The organism is Rhodoferax sp., from assembly GCF_023700745.1.
Lineage (GTDB): Bacteria > Pseudomonadota > Gammaproteobacteria > Burkholderiales > Burkholderiaceae_C > Rhodoferax.
On record NZ_JAMPYG010000006.1, the window covers coordinates 66,977 to 88,972 of the forward strand.

At 60.2% G+C, this 21,996-nt stretch carries 20 protein-coding genes and 1 pseudogene; 11 read left to right on the plus strand and 10 right to left on the minus strand.

Going from position 1 to position 21,996, the window contains the following annotated elements:
* The first annotated feature begins 6 nt into the window (after nt 1-6).
* A complete protein-coding gene (gene msrA, locus NDJ10_RS07180) occupies nt 7-699 on the plus strand; it encodes a peptide-methionine (S)-S-oxide reductase MsrA (protein ID WP_296160583.1) in 693 nt (230 codons plus the stop codon).
* Between the two features lie 17 nt (nt 700-716).
* Here the strand turns inward: msrA and apbC are convergent, their stop codons facing one another.
* Complete coding sequence (gene apbC, locus NDJ10_RS07185) at nt 717-1,808, minus strand: iron-sulfur cluster carrier protein ApbC (RefSeq protein WP_296160586.1); 1,092 nt, start codon at nt 1,806-1,808, stop codon at nt 717-719.
* Between the two features lie 70 nt (nt 1,809-1,878).
* Here apbC and NDJ10_RS07190 point away from each other — a divergent pair, with 70 nt between their 5' ends.
* From NDJ10_RS07190 to NDJ10_RS07200, 3 genes are read left to right on the plus strand one after another with little or no spacing between them, the layout of a single operon-like run.
* On the plus strand, nt 1,879-3,186 hold the full coding sequence (locus NDJ10_RS07190; protein WP_296160588.1) for a patatin-like phospholipase family protein: 1,308 nt from the start codon (nt 1,879-1,881) through the stop codon (nt 3,184-3,186).
* Between the two features lie 34 nt (nt 3,187-3,220).
* Entirely contained in the window at nt 3,221-5,314 is a 2,094-nt protein-coding gene (metG, locus tag NDJ10_RS07195; protein WP_296160591.1) for a methionine--tRNA ligase, read from the plus strand.
* A gap of 16 nt (nt 5,315-5,330) precedes the next feature.
* A complete protein-coding gene (locus tag NDJ10_RS07200) occupies nt 5,331-6,077 on the plus strand; it encodes a YoaK family protein (RefSeq protein WP_296160748.1) in 747 nt (248 codons plus the stop codon).
* A gap of 42 nt (nt 6,078-6,119) precedes the next feature.
* On the opposite strand, the pseudogene NDJ10_RS07205 reads toward NDJ10_RS07200, so the two are convergent.
* The 6 genes and pseudogenes from NDJ10_RS07205 to hyfB form a co-directional block, all read right to left on the minus strand.
* Nucleotides 6,120-6,626, minus strand: a pseudogene (locus NDJ10_RS07205) (NADH-quinone oxidoreductase subunit B family protein); the annotation flags it as partial.
* Nucleotides 6,626-8,185, minus strand: coding sequence for an NADH-quinone oxidoreductase subunit C (locus tag NDJ10_RS07210; RefSeq protein ID WP_296160593.1), 1,560 nt, complete (start codon nt 8,183-8,185; stop codon nt 6,626-6,628). The gene NDJ10_RS07210 and the pseudogene NDJ10_RS07205, both read right to left, overlap by 1 nt.
* A gap of 4 nt (nt 8,186-8,189) precedes the next feature.
* The gene (locus NDJ10_RS07215; protein WP_296160596.1) at nt 8,190-9,644 is read right to left on the minus strand and encodes a hydrogenase 4 subunit F; all 1,455 of its coding nucleotides are present in this window, start codon (nt 9,642-9,644) and stop codon (nt 8,190-8,192) included.
* Between the two features lie 2 nt (nt 9,645-9,646).
* Entirely contained in the window at nt 9,647-10,306 is a 660-nt protein-coding gene (locus NDJ10_RS07220) for a formate hydrogenlyase (protein ID WP_296160598.1), read from the minus strand.
* Nucleotides 10,303-11,253 (minus strand): NADH-quinone oxidoreductase subunit H, encoded by a 951-nt coding sequence (locus tag NDJ10_RS07225; RefSeq protein ID WP_296160601.1) that lies wholly within the window; start codon nt 11,251-11,253, stop codon nt 10,303-10,305. The genes NDJ10_RS07220 and NDJ10_RS07225 overlap by 4 nt, the downstream gene beginning before the upstream one ends.
* Nucleotides 11,250-13,274: a hydrogenase 4 subunit B gene (gene hyfB, locus NDJ10_RS07230; RefSeq protein WP_296160604.1), complete on the minus strand. Its 2,025-nt coding sequence runs from the start codon at nt 13,272-13,274 to the stop codon at nt 11,250-11,252. The genes NDJ10_RS07225 and hyfB overlap by 4 nt, the downstream gene beginning before the upstream one ends.
* Nucleotides 13,275-13,494: 220 nt before the next feature.
* On the opposite strand from hyfB, the gene NDJ10_RS07235 reads away from it, so the two are divergent.
* The 6 genes from NDJ10_RS07235 (at nt 13,495) to NDJ10_RS07260 (ending at nt 18,774) form a co-directional block, all read left to right on the plus strand.
* Nucleotides 13,495-13,704, plus strand: coding sequence for a DUF3460 family protein (locus tag NDJ10_RS07235; RefSeq protein WP_296160607.1), 210 nt, complete (start codon nt 13,495-13,497; stop codon nt 13,702-13,704).
* A 64-nt stretch (nt 13,705-13,768) separates the two neighbouring features.
* Complete coding sequence (locus tag NDJ10_RS07240) at nt 13,769-14,617, plus strand: ScpA family protein (protein ID WP_296160609.1); 849 nt, start codon at nt 13,769-13,771, stop codon at nt 14,615-14,617.
* 18 nt (nt 14,618-14,635) lie between these two features.
* On the plus strand, nt 14,636-16,237 hold the full coding sequence (gene nadB / locus NDJ10_RS07245) for an L-aspartate oxidase (RefSeq protein WP_296160611.1): 1,602 nt from the start codon (nt 14,636-14,638) through the stop codon (nt 16,235-16,237).
* Between the two features lie 58 nt (nt 16,238-16,295).
* The gene (panB, locus tag NDJ10_RS07250) at nt 16,296-17,195 is read left to right on the plus strand and encodes a 3-methyl-2-oxobutanoate hydroxymethyltransferase (RefSeq protein WP_296160613.1); all 900 of its coding nucleotides are present in this window, start codon (nt 16,296-16,298) and stop codon (nt 17,193-17,195) included.
* 7 nt (nt 17,196-17,202) lie between these two features.
* Complete coding sequence (gene panC, locus NDJ10_RS07255) at nt 17,203-18,051, plus strand: pantoate--beta-alanine ligase (RefSeq protein ID WP_296160616.1); 849 nt, start codon at nt 17,203-17,205, stop codon at nt 18,049-18,051.
* Nucleotides 18,052-18,117: 66 nt separating this feature from the next.
* A complete protein-coding gene (locus NDJ10_RS07260; RefSeq protein WP_296160617.1) occupies nt 18,118-18,774 on the plus strand; it encodes a trimeric intracellular cation channel family protein in 657 nt (218 codons plus the stop codon).
* A gap of 29 nt (nt 18,775-18,803) precedes the next feature.
* Here the strand turns inward: NDJ10_RS07260 and NDJ10_RS07265 are convergent, their stop codons facing one another.
* The 3 genes from NDJ10_RS07265 to NDJ10_RS07275 all read right to left on the minus strand — a co-directional run bounded on the left by NDJ10_RS07265 (nt 18,804) and on the right by NDJ10_RS07275 (nt 21,205).
* Entirely contained in the window at nt 18,804-20,150 is a 1,347-nt protein-coding gene (locus NDJ10_RS07265; RefSeq protein WP_296160619.1) for a HAMP domain-containing sensor histidine kinase, read from the minus strand.
* Between the two features lie 2 nt (nt 20,151-20,152).
* Nucleotides 20,153-20,815: a response regulator gene (locus tag NDJ10_RS07270; protein WP_296160623.1), complete on the minus strand. Its 663-nt coding sequence runs from the start codon at nt 20,813-20,815 to the stop codon at nt 20,153-20,155.
* Between the two features lie 117 nt (nt 20,816-20,932).
* Nucleotides 20,933-21,205, minus strand: coding sequence for a hypothetical protein (locus tag NDJ10_RS07275; protein WP_296160626.1), 273 nt, complete (start codon nt 21,203-21,205; stop codon nt 20,933-20,935).
* A gap of 203 nt (nt 21,206-21,408) precedes the next feature.
* On the opposite strand from NDJ10_RS07275, the gene NDJ10_RS07280 reads away from it, so the two are divergent.
* Nucleotides 21,409-21,843 carry a DUF1841 family protein gene (locus tag NDJ10_RS07280; RefSeq protein WP_296160629.1) on the plus strand — a complete coding sequence of 145 codons (435 nt, stop codon included), beginning with the start codon at nt 21,409-21,411 and terminating at the stop codon, nt 21,841-21,843.
* Nucleotides 21,844-21,996: the final 153 nt, after the last annotated feature.

Sequence of the window (21,996 nt, forward strand, 5' to 3'; positions counted from 1 at the left end):
TGCGGCATGAACACCCCGCCAAATAAGCCAGCCACCCAACCCAAACAGCCCGCATTCTGGCTTGCCCTGGCGCTTATTCTGGGCTTGATTGGCTGGTGGTTCTATGCCTCCCCGCGCCAGGCACCCGATGCACCCGGCCAGACTGTTACTGCGGTATTGCCAGCCGGCAGCGAGGTAGCGGTGTTTGCCGGTGGCTGCTTCTGGTGCACCGAAGCTGACTTTGACAAAGTGCCAGGTGTGCTGGCCACCACCTCGGGCTACACCGGCGGCAAGACCGCCAACCCCACGTATGCCGAGGTGTCCAGCCACACCACCGGCCACGCCGAGGCCGTGCAAGTGGTGTTTGACCCCAGCCAGGTGAGTTACCGGCAGCTGGTGGACTATTTCTGGCACACCATTGACCCGACGGTCAAAGACCGTCAGTTTTGTGACATTGGAACGCCCTACCGTACCGCCATTTTTGCCACCAGCCCCGAGCAGTTGCAAACGGCCCAGGCCTCACGCGCGGCGCTGGAAGCAAGCAAACCCTTTGCCGAACCCATCGTGACGCAGTTGCTGATGGCTGATGACTTTTACCCGGCCGAGGCCGAGCATCAGAACTACCACCAGGTCAACCCGGTGCGCTACGACTTTTACCGCCAGGGCTGCGGCCGCGATGCCCGCCTGGCGCAACTGTGGGGCGCCAAGGCCAAGCCCTGACCCCACGTCTTGCCGCTTCAGGTTTCCTTGGAAATCTTGATGTTCGGAAACTTGCTGGAAAAGTCCTTGTTCTTGGCCGCAATGGCCAATGCCACCTTGCGTGCCATTGTTTTGTAAAGCCCGGCCACTTCGCTGTCGGGGTCCGACACCACGGTCGGTTTGCCGCTGTCGGCCTGCAGGCGAATCTGCATGTTGAGTGGCAGCGCGCCCAGGTAGTCCATGCCGTATTCCTGGGCCATTTTCTTGCCGCCATCGGCACCAAAGATATGCTCGATATGGCCGCAGTTGCTGCACACGTGCACCGCCATGTTTTCCACGATCCCCAGAATCGGCACGCCCACTTTTTCAAACATCTTGATGCCTTTCTTGGCATCGAGCAGGGCGATGTCCTGCGGCGTGGTCACCACCACGGCGCCGGTCATGGGCACGCGCTGGCTAAGCGTAAGCTGGATGTCGCCGGTGCCCGGGGGCATGTCGACGATCAGGTAATCCAGGTCTTTCCAGTTGGTCTGGCGCAACAACTGCTCCAATGCCTGGGTAGCCATGGGGCCGCGCCAGATCATGGCCTCGTCCTGTGCCACCAGAAAACCGATCGACATCACCTGCACGCCGTAGTTCTCCATGGGCTCCATGGTCTGGCCGTCGGCGCTTTCGGGTCGGCCCTCGATGCCCATCATCATGGGAATGCTGGGACCGTAAATGTCGGCGTCCAGAATGCCCACGTTGGCGCCCTCGGCCGCCAGTGCCAGCGCCAGGTTGACCGCAGTGGTGCTCTTGCCCACGCCGCCCTTGCCCGATGCCACAGCGACAATATTTTTCACCTTGGGCAACAAGGCCACGCCGCGCTGCACAGCGTGCGCCGTGATGTTGGTGACGATGTTGACCGACACATTGGCCACGCCCGCGACGCTTTTGGCGGCGGCGACAAGCGCTTTGCGAAAACCCGGAATCTGGCTCTTGGCGGGGTAACCCAGGGTCACCTCAAAAGCCACGTCGCCGTCGGTCACGGTCAAATTCCTGATGGATTTGCTCGACACAAAATCGCGCCCGGTATTGGGGTCGATCACGCCCTTCAGGGCATCCAGCACGGTCTGCTCAACTACTGCCATTTATTTCTCCTGATAATCCTCTAGTCTAGCCAAGATAAGTTTGGCCTTGTTCGCTGCGGATAATCAAGCCATGGCCCATGATCCTTTTGCCCCCTCTGAATCACCCGTCCATATTCCGCCGACCACTGCCCTGATGCTCACCGGTGGCGGAGCACGGGCTGCCTACCAGGTCGGGGTACTGGAAGCCATTGCCGACCTGCGACGCGACTGTGGCGCACTGCACGACGCCAACCCGTTTCCCATCATTTGCGGTACCTCGTCCGGCGCGCTGAATGCTTCGGCCCTGGCTTGCGGTTGCGATGATTTTGATGGCACGGTGCGCAAGCTCGTTGCCATATGGCGCGATTTTCATGCCCAGGATGTTTACCGGGCAGATTCCGTGAGCATGCTGCGCAGCGGCGCCAGCTGGATGACCCTGTTGTCCATGGGCTGGCTGATTGCCAAGTGGCGGCGGCTCAAGCCCCGTTCCTTGCTCGATAACACGCCGCTGGCCGAGCTGCTCAAACGATGGGTGCCACTGGAGCGCCTGCCGTGGCTCATCCGCAAAGGCCACCTGCGGGCGCTGGCGGTGACGGCCTCGAGTTACAGCTCGGGCGAACACATCACTTTTTTCCAGGGCGACCGCCAACTCGCGCCATGGATTCGCTCGCATCGCCGCGGCCTGCGCGACAAGATCACCCACCAGCACTTGCTGGCTTCCAGCGCGATCCCGTTCATTTTCCCGGCCATGGCGCTGCCGTTTGAAGGGCAAACGGCCTATTTTGGAGACGGCTCCATGCGCCAGACAGCGCCGGTGGCGCCAGCCATCCATCTCGGTGCCGAGCGCATTTGTGTGATTGGCGCCGGCCTGATGCACGAACCCCGGACACAACCTGCTGCCGTCGCTGAAGCCCTGTATCCGACCCTGGCGCAAATCGCCGGCCACGCCCTGTCCAACATCTTTCTCGATGCCCTGGCCGTCGATGTAGAGCGCATTCGGCGTGTCAACCAGACCCTGAGCCTGGTGCCGCCGGAACTGCGCAGCGCCAGCCATCTGCGGCCGGTGGACCTGCTGCTGATTTCGCCGTCGCAACGGCTCGACCACATTGCGGCGCGCCACATTGATGAGCTGCCGAAAGCCGTGCGCACCCTGCTGGGCGGCCTCGGGGTGTCGTCCCATGCGGCCGACATCAAGGGTTCGGCGCTGGCCAGTTATCTGCTGTTCGAGCCGGGCTACACACGGGAACTCATGGCGCTCGGTTACGCTGACGCCATGCGCCAGCAAGCTGAAATTTGCCAGTTTTTCGACTGGCGCGCTACCGCTTCGGTGTCTGCAGCGACCAAGGAAGCTTCCCAAGAGGAGATGGATCGCCGGCGCGACCCGCTGCGGCTGCCCTGATTAAAATCATCTCCTTGTCCTGAAAGCCCATTCCATGCCCCGCCAACTCTTTGTCACCACCGCCCTGCCCTACGCCAATGGCAATTTCCACATCGGCCACATCATGGAGTACATCCAGGCCGACATCTGGGTGCGGCACCAGCGCATGCTGGGCAACGCGGTCGATTTTGTCGGAGCCGACGACACCCACGGCGCGCCGATCATGATCGCCGCCGAAAAAGCCGGCAAGACGCCGCAACAGTTCGTGGCTGACATAGCCGCTGGCCGCAAGCCCTACCTGGACGGTTTCCACATCGGTTTTGACAACTGGCACAGCACCGACGGCCCGGAAAACCATGAACTGGCCCGGCAGATTTACCGCGACCTGCGCGACAACAAGGATGGCTCGCTGATCGACTCCCGCACCATCGAGCAGTTTTTTGACCCTGACAAGGGCATGTTTCTGCCTGACCGTTTCATCAAGGGCGAGTGCCCCAAGTGCCACGCCAAGGACCAATACGGCGACAATTGCGAGGTCTGCGGTGCGGTCTATACACCGACCGACCTGATCAAGCCCTACTCGGCGCTGTCAGGCGCCAAGCCAGAACTGCGCAACTCGGTGCACTTTTTCTTCAAGCTTTCAGATCCGCGCTGCGTTGAATTCCTGCAGCAATGGACGCAGGACGGCAAGTTGCAACCCGAGGTGGCCAACAAGATCAAGGAATGGTTCACCGTGCGCACCAACCCGGACGGCAGCACCAGCGAAGGTCTGGGCGATTGGGACATCAGCCGTGACGCCCCCTACTTCGGCATCGAGATCCCGGACGCACCGGGCAAATATTTTTATGTCTGGCTGGACGCGCCGATCGGCTACCTGGCCTCGCTGAAAAACCTGCTGGGCAAACGCGGGTTGGACTACGACACCTACATGGCCAACCCGGAACTGGAGCAGTACCACTTCATCGGCAAGGACATCGTGACCTTTCACACCCTGTTCTGGCCCGCCACACTGCACTTCAGCGGCCGAAAAACCCCGGACAACATTTTTGTGCACGGCTTTTTGACGGTGAACAACGGCGAGAAGATGAGCAAGAGCCGGGGCACCGGGCTGGACCCGCTCAAATACCTGAGCCTGGGCATGAACCCCGAATGGCTGCGCTACTACCTGGCGGCCAAGCTGTCCAACCGCAACGAAGACATCGACTTCAACGCCGACGACTTCATGGCCCGCGTCAACAGCGACCTGATCGGCAAATACATCAACATCGCCTCCCGTGCAGCCGGCTTCATCACCAAGCGCTTTGAGGGCAAACTGGGCGAGGTCACGGAAGACGGCGCCGCGCTCTTGCACCTGTTGCGCGGTGAAGTGAGCGCCATCGAGCAGTTCTACGAGTCCCGTGACTACGCCAAGGCGCTGCGCGAAACCATGTTGCTGGCAGACAAGGTCAATGCCTATGTGGACGCCAACAAGCCCTGGGACCTGGCCAAAAAACCCGATCAGGAAAACCGCCTGCAGGACGTCTGCACCGTGTGCATCAAGGCCTTCCGCATCCTCACCTGCTACCTCAAGCCCGTGTTGCCGGCGCTGGCCACGCAGGTGGAAGCCTTCCTCAACATCGAACCGCTCAACTACGCCAACATTGTCCAGCCCATGAAAGCCGGCCATGTGATTGGCAACTACCAGCACCTGATGCAGCGCGTCGACGTCAAGCAGCTGGAGGCCCTGTTCGAAGCGCCGGAGCCGGCTGCATCGCAAGAAATTTTCCATCCGGGTGGTGAGGCCATCGCCCCCACCATCGGCATCGACGACTTTGCCAAAATTGACCTGCGCATTGCCAGGATCGTTGACTGCCAGGCAGTGGCGGGTTCAAGCAAACTGCTGCAACTGACGCTGGATGTGGGTGAATTGGATGATGCCGGCCAGCCCAAAATGCGCAACGTTTTCAGTGGCATTGCCAGCAGCTACCAACCGGAGCAACTGGTCGGCAAACTCACCGTGATGGTCGCCAACCTGGCGCCGCGCAAGATGAAATTTGGCGTCTCCGAAGGCATGGTGCTGGCTGCCAGCCACGCCGACGAAAAAGCCCAGCCCGGCATCTACGTGCTGGAGCCCTTCGCCGGCGCCCAGCCTGGCATGCGGGTGCACTGAACCCAAAAACGGCATGATTCCCCTGCTGCGCGGCTGGACGGCGGTTCAGCGTACCGCCCAAAGCAACCTGCAGTTGGGCATCATGCTCTGCTTTGTTGCGGGGGCCACCAATGCCGGTGGCTTTCTGGCCGTGGGCCAATACACCTCGCACATGACGGGTGTGCTGTCCTCTGTGGCAGACAACCTGGTCACGGGCCAGATTTATCTGGCACTGGCTGGCGCCATTGCATTGCTGGCCTTCCTCGGTGGCGCCATGACCAGCGCCTGGATGGTCAATTGGGGACTGCGTCGCAAGCTGCAGAGCGCCTACGGCCGACCCTTGCTGCTGGAAGCAGCCCTGTTGCTGTTATTTGGGCTGTTCGGCTCCGGGATCAGTTTTTTTGCTGTACTTTTTGTGCCGCTGACGGTGCTGGTGTTGTGCTTCATCATGGGTCTGCAAAACGCCGTCATCACCAAAATATCCCATGCTGAAATCCGCACCACCCACGTCACTGGCCTGGTCACGGACCTGGGCATCGAGTTGGGCAAATTGTTCTACATCAACCGGCTGACCCGAGAGACCCTGGTGCGTGCCAATCGCCAGAAATTAGGACTGCTGGCCAAGCTGATCGGCAGTTTTTTCGTTGGTGGACTGGTCGGTGCCATCGGTTTCAAGGCCATCGGTTTCATCACCACCGTACCCCTGTCCATCCTGTTGCTGCTGCTGGTCTGGCATCCCTTGCTCAACGATGCCAGACACTGGATCGACCCGCACCGCCCTTGAGTTCAAACGCATCACGCCCGGACCGGGGCGACCCACCTGCACGCGTCGCCTTACCGCTTTCAAAATGCCATGCAAGATGTCCAGCGGCGCAGGCGGGCAACCAGGAATGGTTTCATCAACCGGAATCACGTTGGCCACGCGACCACAGGTGGCATAGCTCTCGCCAAACAGGCCGCCGTCACAGGCGCAGTCGCCCACCGCCACCACCAGTTTCGGTTCGGGGGTGGCATCATAGGTACGCCTCAAGGCGGTCTCCATGTTGCGCGATACCGGGCCAGTCACCAGCAGCAGGTCGGCATGGCGCGGGCTGGCGACAAACTTGATGCCCAGACCCTGCAGGTTGTAATAGGGATTGCCCAGCGCGTTGATTTCCAGCTCGCAGCCGTTGCAGGAGCCGGCATCGACCTCGCGGATGGTCAGGGCCTGGCCCAGGATGTCGAGCAATTCCCGCTGGATGCGCGCGGCTTGCGCGGCAACATCTGCGCCAATGTCGGGCGCGGGCTCGGTGCGCATACCGGTCCTGGCGATTTGCTTGACCACTTTCCAGATCATAGGTCTTGCCCTGAATAGCTGAGATTGAACGACTTGTTGATGAGCGGAAAGTCGGGCACGATATTGCCCATGATGGCATGTTCCAGCACCGGCCAGTTCTGCCACGAGGGATCGTGCAGGTGACAGCGCCTGATGCGGCTCATCTGATCCGAACCCGCCAACTCCAGTGCCACGAACAACTCACCACGCCAGCCTTCCACCCAGCCTGCACCGCAGGATGCCTGTGGTGGCAACTGCACCGGGCAGGCCACGTCGCCCAGCGGCATTTCCACCAGAATGCGCCGGATCAGGCGCAGGGATTCAAACACTTCGTCAAAACGCACCGCCACGCGGGCGGCCACATCGCCGTTGTGCTGGGTGGTCATGGCAACCTGCATTACGCTGTAAGGCAGCCAGGGTTGGTCACAGCGCAGATCCCAGCTCTGGCTGCTGGCGCGCCCGGCGAGGCCCGTCAACCCCAGGCTTGCGGCCAATGCTGGCGAGACGCGCCCGGTGGTCATGAAACGGTCTTGCAAACCGGCATGGGCCTCGTAAATGTTGAACAGGCTGCGCACATCCTTTTCAACCGCTTCGCACTGTTGCAGCAGCAGCTCGCGCTGGGCCACGTTAATGTCGCTTTGGACACCGCCTGGAACGATGCAGTCCATCATCAGGCGGTGGCCAAACACCTGTTTGGAAACACGCAGCCAGTCTTCACGCAGCCGGGAAAACTGGGCCAGGCCAAAGGCAAAGGCGGCATCGTTGCCCAGAGCGCCCAGGTCGCCCAGATGGTTGGCAATGCGCTCACGCTCCAGCATCAGCGCGCGCAACCAGGCAGCCCGCTCGGGAACGGTGGTTTGCGTGGCCGATTCAAGTGCCATGCAATAGACCCAGGCGTAGCCGACGGTGGTATCGCCCGAAACGCGCCCGGCCAGCCGGCAGGCGTCCAACGGCGCCAACTGCGTCATGCGATGCTCAATGCCCTTGTGCGTATAGCCCAGGCGCTGCTCCAGACGCAGCACTTTTTCCCCCACGGCCGAAAAACGAAAATGGCCGGGCTCGATGATGCCGGCATGGACCGGGCCCACGGCAATCTCATGAACGCCGTCGCCTTCCACGCGCACAAACGGGTAGTTGACGAGCTCGGTCGCCGCCAGCAGCGGCAACTGGCCGGGGTCTTGCTGCAGCGGGAAATGGTCTTGCGGCCAGGCGCCGTGGTTGAGCCAGGCACGCATGTCATGGGCGCCCAGCGCGAACACGCCTGACAGGTCGGCGGCGGCCCGTTGCATGCGCACGGCGTCCGGGAACACCGCGGCAAGGTCGGGATAGACCCAGCGCCCCTCCTGTTGGTTCAGGGGCAGCGACAGCCAGAACGCGCCGTCAAGCGTAACGTAAGCCGCGCACATGCAGGGCGGTTTTTGTGCCATCGAACCGGCCCACACGGCAAGCAGGCGGCCACCTGCGTCACGCACCGCCGTAGCGGCGCTTTGCCACTGTGCAAAGCTCACCTGGGCGTTCCAGATTGGCACCGGCGCAGGCAGGGCGTCAAATTCAAGGTCGAGTCCGGGGATCTGCATGCCCTTAACCTCCCAACATGCTGGCTGCCTGCACGTACCAGCCGTTCAAATAGGGTGGAATGTACAAGCCCAGCACCAGCGCCAGGGCCAGGTGCACAAACACCGGGATCAGGGCCGGCGGATGTGCCAGCGGTTTCAGGCTGGTGTCACCAAAGACCATGGGCAGGACCCGGATCAGGATGGAGGCAAAGGCCACACCCAGCGCCAGAAACAAAAACAGTGCAGCCCAGGGTTGCTCGCGCATGGCGGTGGTCAGAATCAGGAATTCACTGGCAAAAACGCCAAAGGGCGGCATGCCCAATATGGCCATCACACCCAGCATCAGGCCCCAGCCCACGGTGGGATTGACCTTGATCAGGCCGCGAATCTCGCTCATCAGCTGGGTACCGGCCTTTTGCGTGGCATGGCCAACCGTGAAGAAAATGGCGGACTTGACCAGCGAGTGCACCGTCATGTGCAACAAGCCGGCAAAATTGGCCAGCGGGCCGCCCATGCCAAAGGCAAAGGTGATCAGGCCCATGTGCTCGATTGACGAGTAGGAAAACATGCGTTTGACGTCCTTTTGCCTGGACAGGAAAAACGCCGCCACGGTCACCGACAGCAGGCCAAAACCCATCATCAATTGACCTGCCATGTTGCTGTCAAGCGCGCCATCGGTGAGCACCTTGCAGCGCAGCACGGCGTACATGGCCACATTGAGCAGCAGCCCCGAGAGCACGGCCGATACCGGCGTCGGACCTTCGGCATGGGCGTCGGGCAGCCAGCTGTGCAGCGGCACCAGGCCGATCTTGGTACCGTAGCCAATCAGCAGAAAGACAAAGGCCAGCGACACGATGGTGGGATCAAGCTGGCCCTTGATGTCATTGAGGCCGGTCCAGAGCAAGGTGGCGTGTTCGGGACCCAGCACTTTTTCGGCGGCCATGTACATCAGGATGGTGCCGAACAGCGCCTGGGCAATACCCACGCCGCACAGGATGAAATATTTCCAGGCCGCCTCCAGGCTGGCGGTGGTGCGGTAGACACTGACCAGCAGCACGGTGGTCAGGGTGGCCGCTTCCATGGCGACCCAGATGATCCCTAAATTGTTGGTGGTAAAGCCCAGCAGCATGGTGAAGCTGAACAGCTGGTACATGCTGTGGTACAGCCGCATGCGCGCAAACGTCATCTTGCCGTGGTCCTGCTCGATGCGCATGTAGGGGCGCGAAAAAATGGCCGTGGTCAGACCGACAAAGGCAGTGAGCGTGACCAGGAACACATTGAGCGGGTCAATGTAAAACTGCTGGTGCCAGAGCAGCTGGGGGCCCTGCGCCATCACCTGCGCCGTGAGCACGCAGGCAGCCAGAAAAGTGAGCAGGCTGAAGCCCACATTGATGTCGCGCGCATAGCCACGGTGGCCGGTCAGTGCCAACGCCAGACCACCCAGCAGCGGCACACCCAAAACAAAAAACAGGGGCGTCATGCTCAGTCTTCCTTGAGCGTTTCAAGGTGGTGAATGTCCAGCGTATCAAATTTCTCCCGGATCTGGAACATGAAGACACCCAGAATCAGCACGCCTACCAGCACGTCCAATGCAATGCCGAATTCAACGATCATGGGCATGCCGTTGGTGACTGCCGTGGCAGCAAAGATCAGCCCGTTTTCCATCGACAAAAAGCCAATCACCTGGGGCACGGCCTTGGAGCGGGTGATCAGCATCAGAAACGACAGCATCACACACGACAAGGCAATGCCGAGCGAGCCGCCGGCCAGCGAGCTGGACAGCCTTGATACCGGCAGCGCCAGGCTGAAGGAAAAGATCACCAGCGCAATGCCCACCAGCATGGTGGTCGGCACGTTCATCAGCGTCTCGATGTCCCAGCGCACATTGAGCTTGCGAATCATCCGGTGCAGCATCCAGGGAATCAGGATCACCTTGAGCACCAGCGTGAGCGCACCCGACACATAAAGGTCAGGCTGGTCCGTTGCATAGCCCAGCAAAAACGAGGTGAGCACCAGGGCCACGCCCTGCATCATGAACAGATTGATCAGCGAGACAATGCGCCGCTGCGAGATCATGGCGAACGACAACAGCAGGATCAGGGTGGCAAACAGATTGATCAGTTGCGGCGCAAATTTGATCATCCGGCCCCCAGCAAGACATTGACCAACAAACCAATCACCGCCACCAGAAACGCCGTGCCGAGAAACTCGGGCACCCGGAAGATACGCATTTTGGCGCTCAGGGTTTCAATCAGGGCCAGCACCACGCCACCGATCGCCAGTTTGATCACCAGTACCGGCAAGGCCAGCAACAGCGCCAGCGGGGCACTGGCATCGGCCACGCCCCAAGGGAAAAACAGCGCCAGACCAATGCAAGAGTAGGCAAACAGCTTCAGGCTGGCAGCCCATTCGAGCAGCGCCAGGTGACGCGCCGAATACTCCAGGATCAGCGCCTCGTGGATCATCGTGAGTTCCAGATGGGTGTCGGGGTTATCCACCGGCACCCGGGCGTTTTCAGCCAGCGACACCATGACAAACGCCACACCGGCCAACAACAGGCTGGGGTAAATAGCGAGCTCCCGGTGTGCCAGTGTCTCCACCATGGTGGTCAGCGAGGTGGAGCGCGTGATCATGGACGCGCAAAACAGCACCATCAGCAAGGCGGGTTCAGCCAGAAAACCCACCAGCATTTCACGGCGTGCACCCAGGCTGCCAAAGGCGGTGCCTACATCCATGGCCGCCAGGGAAATGAAGACCCGGGCCAAGGCAAACAGCCCCACCAGGGCAATCGCATCTGCTGCCGGCGACAGAGGCAGGTCGGTTGACAGCGTGGGAACGATGGCGCAAGCCAGCAGCATGCAGCTAAAAATCAGATACGGTGCGGTCCGGTACAGCGGCGAGGCGTGCTCGGCCATCACCGACTCCTTGTTGAACAGCTTGTGCAGCATGCGGTAGGGCTGCAGCAAACCCGGCGCTGACTTGTTTTGCAGCCACGCGCGCCACTGGTTGATCCAACCCGTGAGCAGGGGCGCCAGCAACAGCGCCATCACCAGTGCCAGCAATTGCGAAAAAACGCCGATCCAGCTCATCGTTTCACCACCAGCAAGACCACAATCAGCGTGACAAAGCTGTACATCAGGTACACCGAAATGCGGCCCTGTTGCAGCACCCCGATGATGCGCGAAACGCGCTCCACCAAGTTGGCGACGGGCAGGTAGATCCAGTACCAGAGTGGGTCTTCAACTGTGACCTGGTAACTGGGTTGCAGATCAAAGGCGCTCGGCAGTTGTCGCTTCATGCGGAAAAAAGGCTCAAAAATCTGCCGGATCGGTTGACCAAAACCTTCGGCAGTATCCTGCATGCGCGGGGTTTGCCAGGGATAACCACAGTCCCAGGGTGGCACCCGGCGCAGGCGTCCGTGGTAGAGCTTGCGCACCAACAAAAACGCCAGGCCAAAACTGGCCAGCACGCCCAGCAGAAAGATCGCAGGCGCGTAGCTGGCGCGCTCGACGCTCACCGGCACCAGCAGCCAGCCGCTGTCGGCCACAGTGTGCGCCAGCCCCGCTCCCACCAGCAATCGGGTGGTCGGGTCGATCAAGGCAATGACTTGGTTGGGGAACAAGCCCAGCAACACGCACCCCAGTACCAGCCATACCATGCCCAGACGTTCCCAGCGACCAGCATCGTGCGCATGCGACAGGCTTTCCTCGCGCGGCTGACCCAGAAAAATTACGCCAAAATACTTGACCATGGTGTAGCCCGAGAGCGCGGCAACCAGTGCAATCAGGGCGGCCATCACCGGCACCAGCATGTCGAGGAAAGAACTGGGCAAACCGGTGGTGAACAGGAAGCTTTGCAATAACAGCCATTCGGCCACAAAACCCCCAAACGGAGGCAATCCAGCACAGGCCAGTACCCCAAGCAAAGTCGGCCAGGCCACCCAGGGCATGTAGCGCATCAGGCCTCCGAGTTTGCCCAGGCTGCGCTCGCCGGTGGCATGCATCACGGCCCCGGTGCTGCAAAACAACAGGCTCTTGAAAAAGGCATGGGCCAGCATCTGGTACATCGAAGCAGTCAATGCCAGCGCCGACAAGGCCTTCATGTCATAGGCCAGAAACAACAGCGACAAGCCCAGACCCGCACACATCAGACCGATGTTTTCAATGCTTGAATAGGCCAGCAAACGTTTCATTTCCACCTGCACGGTGGAGAACACCACGCCAAACACGGCGGTGATTAAACCAACACCCATCAGCAACACGCCCCACCACCAGATCTGCTCCTGCAGCAAGTCGAAAGCAATGCGCAGCAGGCCGTAAAGCGCAATCTTGAGCATCACGCCGCTCATCAGCGCGGAAAAAGGTGACGGCGCCGCCGGGTGTGCTTCGGGCAGCCAGACGTGCAGCGGCAACAAGCCGGCCTTGGCACCAAAGCCAAACACCGCCAGCACAAATGCCAGAGAACCCCAGAAGGGTGTCAGGTGCTGCGCACGCATGTTGGCAAAAGTGTAGTCGCCGGTATTGGCCTGCAACAAACCAAAGCACAGCAGAATGCCGAGCGCACCGACATGCGCCACCAGCATATAGAGGTAGCCAGCGCTGCGAATCTCGGCAATGCGATGGTTGGCCAGCACCAGAAAGAAAGATGAAAACGCCATGGTTTCCCACGCCACCATGAAGACATATGCATCATCGGCCAGCACCACCATGGCAATGCTGGCCAGAAACACGTGGTACTCCAGACAGATCAGGCCAGGTGGTGTGCCCTCGCCCTTGCGAAAATAACCTGCGGCAAAAGCGGATACACCAGCCGAGACACCGCCAATCAGGATCAAAAAGAAGGCTGACAAGCTGTCTAGGCGCAAATGGAAGGGGAGTTGCGGCAGGCCGAGCGGCAGCATCGCAGTTTCCGGGTCACTGAACAGCGCACTCAGAGCCACCGCCAGCAACAGCACCGAAAAAACCGCACCCAGCGGAAACAGCACGATGGCCACCAGCCTGAAGCGTCGCAGCGCCATGACCCCAAGCACGCCGATCAGCAACCAAGCCACCACCACAAGCAATACCCAGTCCAGATGGATCCAGCTTGCAGGATGGAAAAAAGAAGTCATGAGCCGAGTCAGGTGTCACTGTGAATTTGAGTTTGGATATTACACCCGACTTAAATTGATCAAAAAATGGCGTCAGCGCGCACCTAGGACTTACGCAAAATTGTCCCGGCTAGGCGCTCCGACGCAGGCGGTACAGACGTACGGCAAGGATGAACAACGACGCTGGGGCGGTTTTGCGTCAGTCACAACACCGTTAGAATGCCAGCAAGAGGTTACTGACATGCACATTTTTTACCGCCCCCTTTATAAATCCGATGCCACCGAGTTCATCGATCAGCTCGTTGCCAAAGACCCAGGCATCGAAGTGCGACAGCGCGAGGGCCGCGAACTGCTCTGGGACAAGCCGGTCGACCGCGAAGCCTGGCAAGAGTTCCGCGCAGCGCAGGTAGCGCAAAAACCCTACGTCTATCTGAACGAAGGCAAGAAATAATTTTTGCCAACAGCCCTTTCAACAAGGGCAGGTCGCCAGATCTCAAATAGCATCCGGATGCGCCATGGTTGACTCAGCCACGTTCAACGCTGGCGACTGCCAGAGCCTGGCCGACATGCCAACGGTCGTTGACCAGGTTGCCGTGGCACGGCTCTATGGCGAGCCGCTCTTTGCCATGCCGCAGGATTTGTACATCCCGCCGGATGCGCTGGAGGTTTTTCTGGAAGCCTTTGAAGGCCCGCTGGATTTGCTGCTCTACCTGATTCGCAAACAGGACTTCAATATTCTGGACATTCCGATGGCAGGTCTGACACAGCAGTACCTGGCTTATGTCGACGAAATCCGCCATCGCAATCTGGAACTTGCCGCCGAATACCTGTTGATGGCGGCCATGCTCATCGAGATCAAGTCGCGCATGCTGCTGCCGCCCAGACAGGTGGCCAATGGCCAGGAGGCCGAAGACCCGCGCGCCGAGCTGGTGCGCCGCTTGCTGGAATACGAGCAGATGAAACTGGCCGCAGTACAACTCAATACACTGCCCCAGCTCGGGCGCGATTTTCTGCGCGCCCAGGTTTACATCGAACAATCACTGGTACCCCGTTTCCCAGAGGTTTCCCTGAGCGACCTGCAGGAAGCCTGGCAAAGCATCCTGAAGCGCGCCACGCTGGTGCAGCACCACCGAATCACGCGCGAGGAACTCTCGGTGCGAGAGCACATGAGTATGGTGCTGAAAAAATTGCAGGGCCAGCGATTTGTCGAGTTTGAAACCCTGTTCGACCCGACAAAAGGCGTAGCGGTGCTGGTGGTCACCTTCATCGCACTGCTCGAACTGGCCAAGGAAACCCTGATCGATATCACCCAGGCCGAAGCCTTTGCACCTATCTATGTGCGGCTGGCCTACACACCCTCTTAACCCCTGACGGGACTATTCATGCCTATTCGCCAATCCATTTCCACCCCCGCCACGCTCCACTTTGATGTCCTGATTGTGGGCAGCGGCCTGGCCGGATTAAGTTCGGCCCTGTTGCTGGCACCGACCAAACGCGTGGCCGTGATCACCAAACGCGCGGCTTCCGAGGGCTCCACCGGCTGGGCCCAGGGCGGCATCGCTGCGGTGTGGAGCAAGGACGACAGCTTCGACGCCCACATTGCAGACACGCTGGTGGCTGGTGCCGGCTTGTGTGACCTGGCAGCAACCCGCCGCGTGGTGGAAAACGCACCCCAGGCCATCGCCTGGCTGCAAACCCTGGGTGTGCCATTCTCCGAAGAAGATGGCCAACTGCACCTGACCCGCGAAGGCGGCCACAGCGCCCGACGCATTGTGCATGTGACCGATGCCACCGGAGCCGCCGTCCAGCGCACCCTGATCGAGCAGGTGCAGAAAACCCCCAACATCACGCTGTTTGAGCAACACACGCTGGTGGACCTGATCACCACAGAAAAACTGGGCCTGCCCGGCAAGCGTTGCCTGGGGCTCTATGCGCTGGACGATGCGACCGACCAGGTGCTCACCTTTGAGGCGCCTCAAACAATACTGGCCAGTGGCGGCGCCGGCAAGGTCTACCTCTACACCACCAACCCTGACACAGCCACCGGCGACGGCATTGCCGCCGCCTGGCGCGCCGGTTGCCGGGTGCAAAACATGGAGTTCATCCAGTTTCACCCGACCTGCCTGTACCATCCACACGCCAAGTCCTTCCTGATCAGCGAAGCGGTGCGCGGCGAAGGGGGCCGCCTGTTGCTGCCCGATGGCACCCGTTTCATGCCCGCGCACGATGCGCGACTGGAGCTGGCACCGCGTGACGTGGTGGCGCGCGCCATCGACTTCGAGATGAAAAAGGGCGGCTTTGATTGTGTCTACCTCGACATCTCGCACCAGCCTTTGAGCTTCCTGCAGGAGCATTTCCCCAACATTTACGCACGTTGTCTTGAGCTCGGCATCGACATCTCCAAACAACCCATCCCGGTGGTGCCGGCAGCCCACTACACCTGTGGCGGCGTACTCGCCGACCTGGAGGGCCGCACCGACATTGATGGCCTGTACGCCATTGGCGAAACCGCCTGCAGCGGCCTGCACGGGGCCAACCGGCTGGCCAGCAACTCATTGGTCGAGTGCATGGTGTTTGCCCAGGCGGCCGCCCGGGACATCGAGCACAGCACGCGCAACGCCACCCCCCAACTGCCGGCCTGGGATGACAGCCAGGTCAGCGATGCCGACGAGACGGTGGTGATTTCACATAACTGGGACGAACTGCGGCGCTTCATGTGGGACTACGTGGGCATTGTGCGTACCAACAAACGCCTCGACCGGGCTGCCCACCGCGTGGCCTTGCTGCAAGATGAAATCCACGAGTTTTACGCCGCTTTCCACGTCACCCGTGACCTGCTGGAACTACGCAACCTGGTACAGGTGGCTGATTTGATCGTGCGCAGCGCCCAGGCCCGCCACGAAAGCCGTGGCCTGCATTTCAGCCGCGACTATCCCCAGATGCTGGCGCAGGCCCTGCCCACCACCCTGAGTCCCAAACCTTGATATTCAAAAGCCCGGGTCTGCGTTAGACTCGCGCCACATTTTTTTGGGGGATCACCCGATGAACCAGCCTGCCACGCAAAGCGCTTCGCCCTACGGCACCCTGCCTCCTGCCAGCAACCCAGCCCTGCGCAAACCGGTGAGCTTGCCGCGCTTGCTGGAAATGCACGCCCGCGGTGAAAAAATCGCCATGCTCACGGCCTACGATGCCACCTTTGCCGCGATCGCCGATGCCGCCGGTGTCGACTGCATTCTGGTCGGTGATTCGCTGGGCATGGTGTGCCAGGGTTTGAGCAGCACGGTGGGGGTGACGCTGGAAACCATGCGCTACCACGTCGAAAGCGTGACACGCGGCGTGCGCCGGGTGCAGGGCACAGCCTGGATCATTGGCGACCTGCCCTATGGCACTTACCTGGAGTCCAGGGAACAAGCACTGCGCAGTGCCGCTGTGCTGATGCAGGCCGGCGCCCACATGGTCAAGCTGGAGGGCGGCGGCTGGACCACCGACATCGTGCATTTTCTGGTCGAACGCGGTATTCCGGTCTGTGCCCATCTGGGTCTGACACCACAAACCGTACACGCCCTGGGCGGCTACCGGGTACAGGGCAAAACGGTTGAATCTGCCGCCATCCTGAAGCGCCACGCGCATGCATTGCAGGATGCCGGCGCCTCCCTGCTGGTACTTGAAATGGTACCGGCTGCATTGTCGGCCGAACTCACCGCGGAATTGTCGCATTGCCCGACCATTGGCATTGGTGCCGGCAACGGCACGGCGGGACAGGTGCTGGTGCTGCACGACATGCTGGGGCTGAATCTGGGCAAGATGCCCAAATTTGTACGCAATTTCATGACCGACCTGCCAGGCGTGCAAGGCCAGCACGGCATCAAGGAAGCCATGCAGGCTTATGTTGCTGCCGTCAAGAATGGCAGTTTCCCCGACAACGCACAGCACGCCTGGTAGATTTTGTATGCATATCCTCCACACCATCTCCGAACTGCGCGCGCACCTGGCCAGCTTCAAACATCCCGCTTTTGTGCCCACCATGGGCAACCTGCACGATGGCCATCTGGCGCTGGTGCGCCAGGCAAAACCACTGGGTGACGTGGTGGTGGTCAGTATTTTTGTCAACCGCCTGCAGTTCCTGCCGCACGAGGACTTTGACACCTACCCGCGCACCTGGGAAGCCGATTGCGAGGCGCTGGAAGCGGCCGGCTGTGATATGGTGTTTGCGCCCAGCGAAAAAGAGCTTTACCCGGAACCCCAGGGCTTCACCATCCAGCCGCCTTCAGAGATCGCCAACATCCTCGAAGGCCATTTCAGGCCGGGGTTTTTCGTCGGTGTTTGCACCGTGGTGATGAAACTATTTGCCTGCGTCGGACCACGGGTCGCGCTGTTCGGCAAAAAGGATTACCAGCAACTCATGGTGATCCAGCGCATGGTACGTCAGTTTGCCTTGCCCATCGAGGTCATTGGCGGCACCACCCTGCGCGCAGCCGACGGCCTGGCGCTGTCCTCACGCAACAATTACCTCAAACCAGCGGACCGGCTGGAAGCCGTGCAACTGTCAATCGCCCTCACAGCTATGGCGCAAGCCCTGCGTGGCGGCAACACGGACATCACCAGCCTGGAGCAGGAAGCCATGGCCGGTTTGGGTGCACGCGGCTGGCAGCCTGACTACCTGGCGGTGCGCCGGAGTGTTGATTTGCAGGTGCCTGTGGAAGCTGAAATTGCCAGATTGGCAAACAGCAATGGCCTGGTGGTGCTGGGCGCAGCGCGCATCGGCAGCACCCGCCTGATTGACAATCTGGACGTCTGAAGAGCCATCACAAGGCAGCTAACGGCAGCCTGATCCCTGTCAAAAACATGGTGTGACAATCCGTGAATGAACAGCGCGAACATTGACAACATTCAACTGTGGGGTCAAACCCTGCGACTTCTGGTGGAGATCAGCGGTACTGCTGCGTTCGCCTTGTCGGGGGTTTTGAAAGCAGCACATAAGCGCCTGGACGCCGTGGGCGTGTGCGTGGTGGGCTTTCTGGCCGCATTTGGCGGCGGCACATTGCGCGACTTGTTGCTCGATGTTCGGCCGTTTTTCTGGGTACGGCACACGGAAATGCTATGGGGGGTGCTGGCCTTGTGTGCCCTCGCCATGCTGTTCATGCGGCGCCACCATTTTGAACTCACGCGCAAAGCCATCGAGTGGCCCGACGCACTGGGGCTGGGGCTATTTACCGCCACCGGCGTGCACCAAGCTTTGCTGAGTGGCATGCCGGCCCTGGTGGCGGTGTTGATGGGCCTGATCACCGGGGTCTTCGGCGGTGTGTTGCGTGACATTGTCTGCAACGAAATTCCGACAGCGTTCAGCGACCACCGCCCCTATGCGGTCTGCGCTTTTGCCGGCGGCTGGGTCTACGTGGGCCTGTGGCTACTGGGCGCGCCGGGTTGGTTGGCCTTGGTGGCCTGCGTCACGATCACAGCCGGCCTGCGGGGTTTGGCCGTGTGGCGTAACTGGCAATTACCGGCCTGGCAAGTTGATTGAGCAAAAAGCCCGTGCCGATTCAGAATCAATCAAGCTTGATTTTTTTGATTCTCGGTCTGCAGCACCGGACGGTTCACACCAAAGCTGACACGCACTTGCAGGCCCTGACCCTCAGGCGGATCCTCCAGCTGCAAGGTGGCGCCGTGACTCTGGATCACCTCAAATACGATGGTCAGACCCAAACCAGACCCCTCGATCGCCGGGTTTGACCGCACAAAAGGCATGAGCACCCGCTCGCGCAGTGCGGGTGCAATGCCCCGGCCGTGATCGCGCAGCAGCAGGATGACAGCATCGCCCTGCTGATGAATGCTCAACTCCACTGACGTATTTGGCGGTGAAAATTTCAGTGCATTGCCAAGCAGGTTATCAAGCAGCAGGCGCAGATCGTCTGGATCGCCCTGCACCACGGTCGAACCGCTCGCTTCAAAGGCGAACTCGATTCCGCGCTGGCTACCCAGCACGGACAGATCCATCATGGACTCCTGAGCCAGACCGACCAGATCGACTGATGTCCAGGGTCGCGAATTGGTTCTCGCCTCCAGGCGCGCCAGGGTCAGCATTTGCTGCAATAAACGCTGCGCCCTGTGAACCCCTATTGTCAGTCGCCGGACAGCCCCCTTGACCTGCACCGGATCTTCTCCGTGGGCCAGATTGTCGACTTCCAGACGCAAGGCGGTGATGGGGGTACGCAATTCGTGCGCCGCATTGGCAATGAAACGTTTGTGGGCTTGTATGCTGGCATCGAGTTGCAGCAACAAGCGGTTGAACGTGCGAACCACCCTGTCGAGTTCGACCGGCGCATGCACCAAACTGACGGGTTGAAGCGATGCAACATCACGCTGGCTGAGTTCCTCGTCCAGCTCACGAATGGGTTCAAGCCCCTTCCTGATGGTTGCCCCCACCATGATGGCAACAAAGAGCATGGCCAGCAGCGTTGGCAACAGCACCTGGAGCTCGGCATCACGACTGAGCGCCCTGCGCAGTTCCCGGGAGTGCATGACCTGGATGGTACGTTCAGTGCCTTTCAGTGTGAACACCCTGAGGATCACCGCATCCGCTTGCGGACCACTCGGCAAAACAGAAAATCCAGGGCGGGTATCGGCGCCCAGGCCGATTTGTGTGCTGGATCGGTAAAGTCGGTTGCCGGCGCGATCCCATATCTGCATGTCGAGGTGCAGGGCCGGGTCGTCATCCCAGGCTTGCAGGTCCTGCAAATCGCTCAGGAGCATGGCGCGCGCCACCTGCTCCAACTGGTAGTCCAGCATTTCGCGTTGCTGCCGATTGACTTCGGTACGCACCGCAATACCCAGCACGACGCTGACCAGTAACACCCCCACCAGCAGGCGGCGCTTGAGACGGGCTTCCAGCGAGTACACGGCTAACTGTCCTTCGCCACGAAATAGCCGACACCCCGAATGTTGAGAATGCATGTCGCGCCCAGTTTGCGCCGCAGGTTGTAAATATTCACCTCCAGGGCATTGCTGGACACTTCTTCGCCCCATCCCAGCAAGCGCTCCTCGAGATTTGCCCGCGACATGGGTATGCCAGGACGACGCATCAGGAGCTCAAGCAAGGCCAATTCCCGCGCTGACAAGTTAACCGCAACGCCATCCTTGGTCACCATTTTGGTATCGGGGTGCAAGGCGATGGCGCCACTGCGCAACACCGGATCGGACTGACCAGAGCGGCTCCGAACAGTGGAGCGCAGTCGTGCCGCCAGTTCTTCAATTTCGAAGGGCTTGAGAATGTAGTCATCCGCTCCCGCGTCCAGACCCGCCACGCGATCAGCCAGCGCATCACGCGCCGTCACCACCAGAATCGGCTGCTTGTAACCGTCTGCACGCAAATCCCTCAGTACCTGCATGCCATCGCGCCCTGGCAGGCCAAGGTCAAGCACCATGGCATCAAAGGGCTCGCTGCGGGCGCACTGCAAGCCAAGTTTGCCATCACGCACCCAGTCGACAGTAATGCCCATCCGGGCCAGACCAACACGGACCGCTTCGCCGATCAGGGGATCGTCTTCAACCAGCAACACACGCATTGTCAATACCTGTTTTTAAAACGGCATTCAGCTTATCACGACCCAGGAACGACAAGGGCCGCGCAAATTGCGCGGCCCTTGTCGTTCGTCCGGAACTGACCCCGACGGGTTCAGTGCTTAGGAAGCAGAAGAGGCTTTCTTGGCAGCCTTTTTCGCGGCATGTTTTTTCACTTCTTTCTTGGCAGGTGCGGTCACGGCATCGGTCGTAGCTGCGGGAGCAGCCTTGGCAGCTGGCGTTGCAGGCGTTGCTGGCGTGGCCTTGGTAGCTGGCTCGGCTTTAACGGCAGGGGTTGCTGGAGCTGCTGCAGAAGCTGCAGGAGCAGCAGCAAATGTCAGGCCAGTGGCGAACAGGCCGGCAGCGAGGCAGAGAGCGGTAATGCTTGATTTCATGATGAATCCTTTCAATGACGATGGTTAATTCGTGGGTTGTTGTGTTGGCTCGAAACCAACTGCGAGTGACTGTACCGGGTCAAACTTAGCCCGCGCTTAGGGATAACTTAGGAAAGACTTAGGACTTGTTCAGCCCCGCAGATGCCAGGACTGGCTTGACGCGACAATCTGGCTTGTTTTTAACCTTGACACCGACAACCTCCATGTTCAACCCATCCAAAGCCGATGTCCGCCGATTTTTTTGCGCTGTATATGCCAAAGCCCAGTCGGGCCAGACCATGGAAGCCATTGAAACTATCGCCAGTCTGTGGATTGACGAACACCCCGAGTACCACGGTGAACTCGCCAATGTGGAGGCGGCACTGGCCGCACTGGATCAGGAAGAAAAAGGCCAAACCAGTTGCTTTCTGCATTTGTCGATGCACTTGTCAATCACCGAACAATGCAGCATTGACCAGCCACGCGGCATCCGCCAAGCGGTTGAATTGCTCACGCACCGGCGTGACTCGCTGCACGATGCGCATCACGTCGCCATGGAATGTCTGGGACAAATGCTTTGGGACAGCCAGCGCAACGGCCAATCGCCCGACGGCAATGCTTATGTGGCGTGCGTGCAGCGCCACGCCACCCGCGATTGAAGTTTGCCGTTAAGCTGGTTATTTGATACGGTTGCACTGCACCACCTGCATTTCGCCAGGCGAGGTGACGCCTGCGCCCTGGCCGGGGATTTTGCCAACCTTGTGTACCTCTGGAAACCCGATGTGGTAGCCTTGTATGCCATGGCAGCTTGT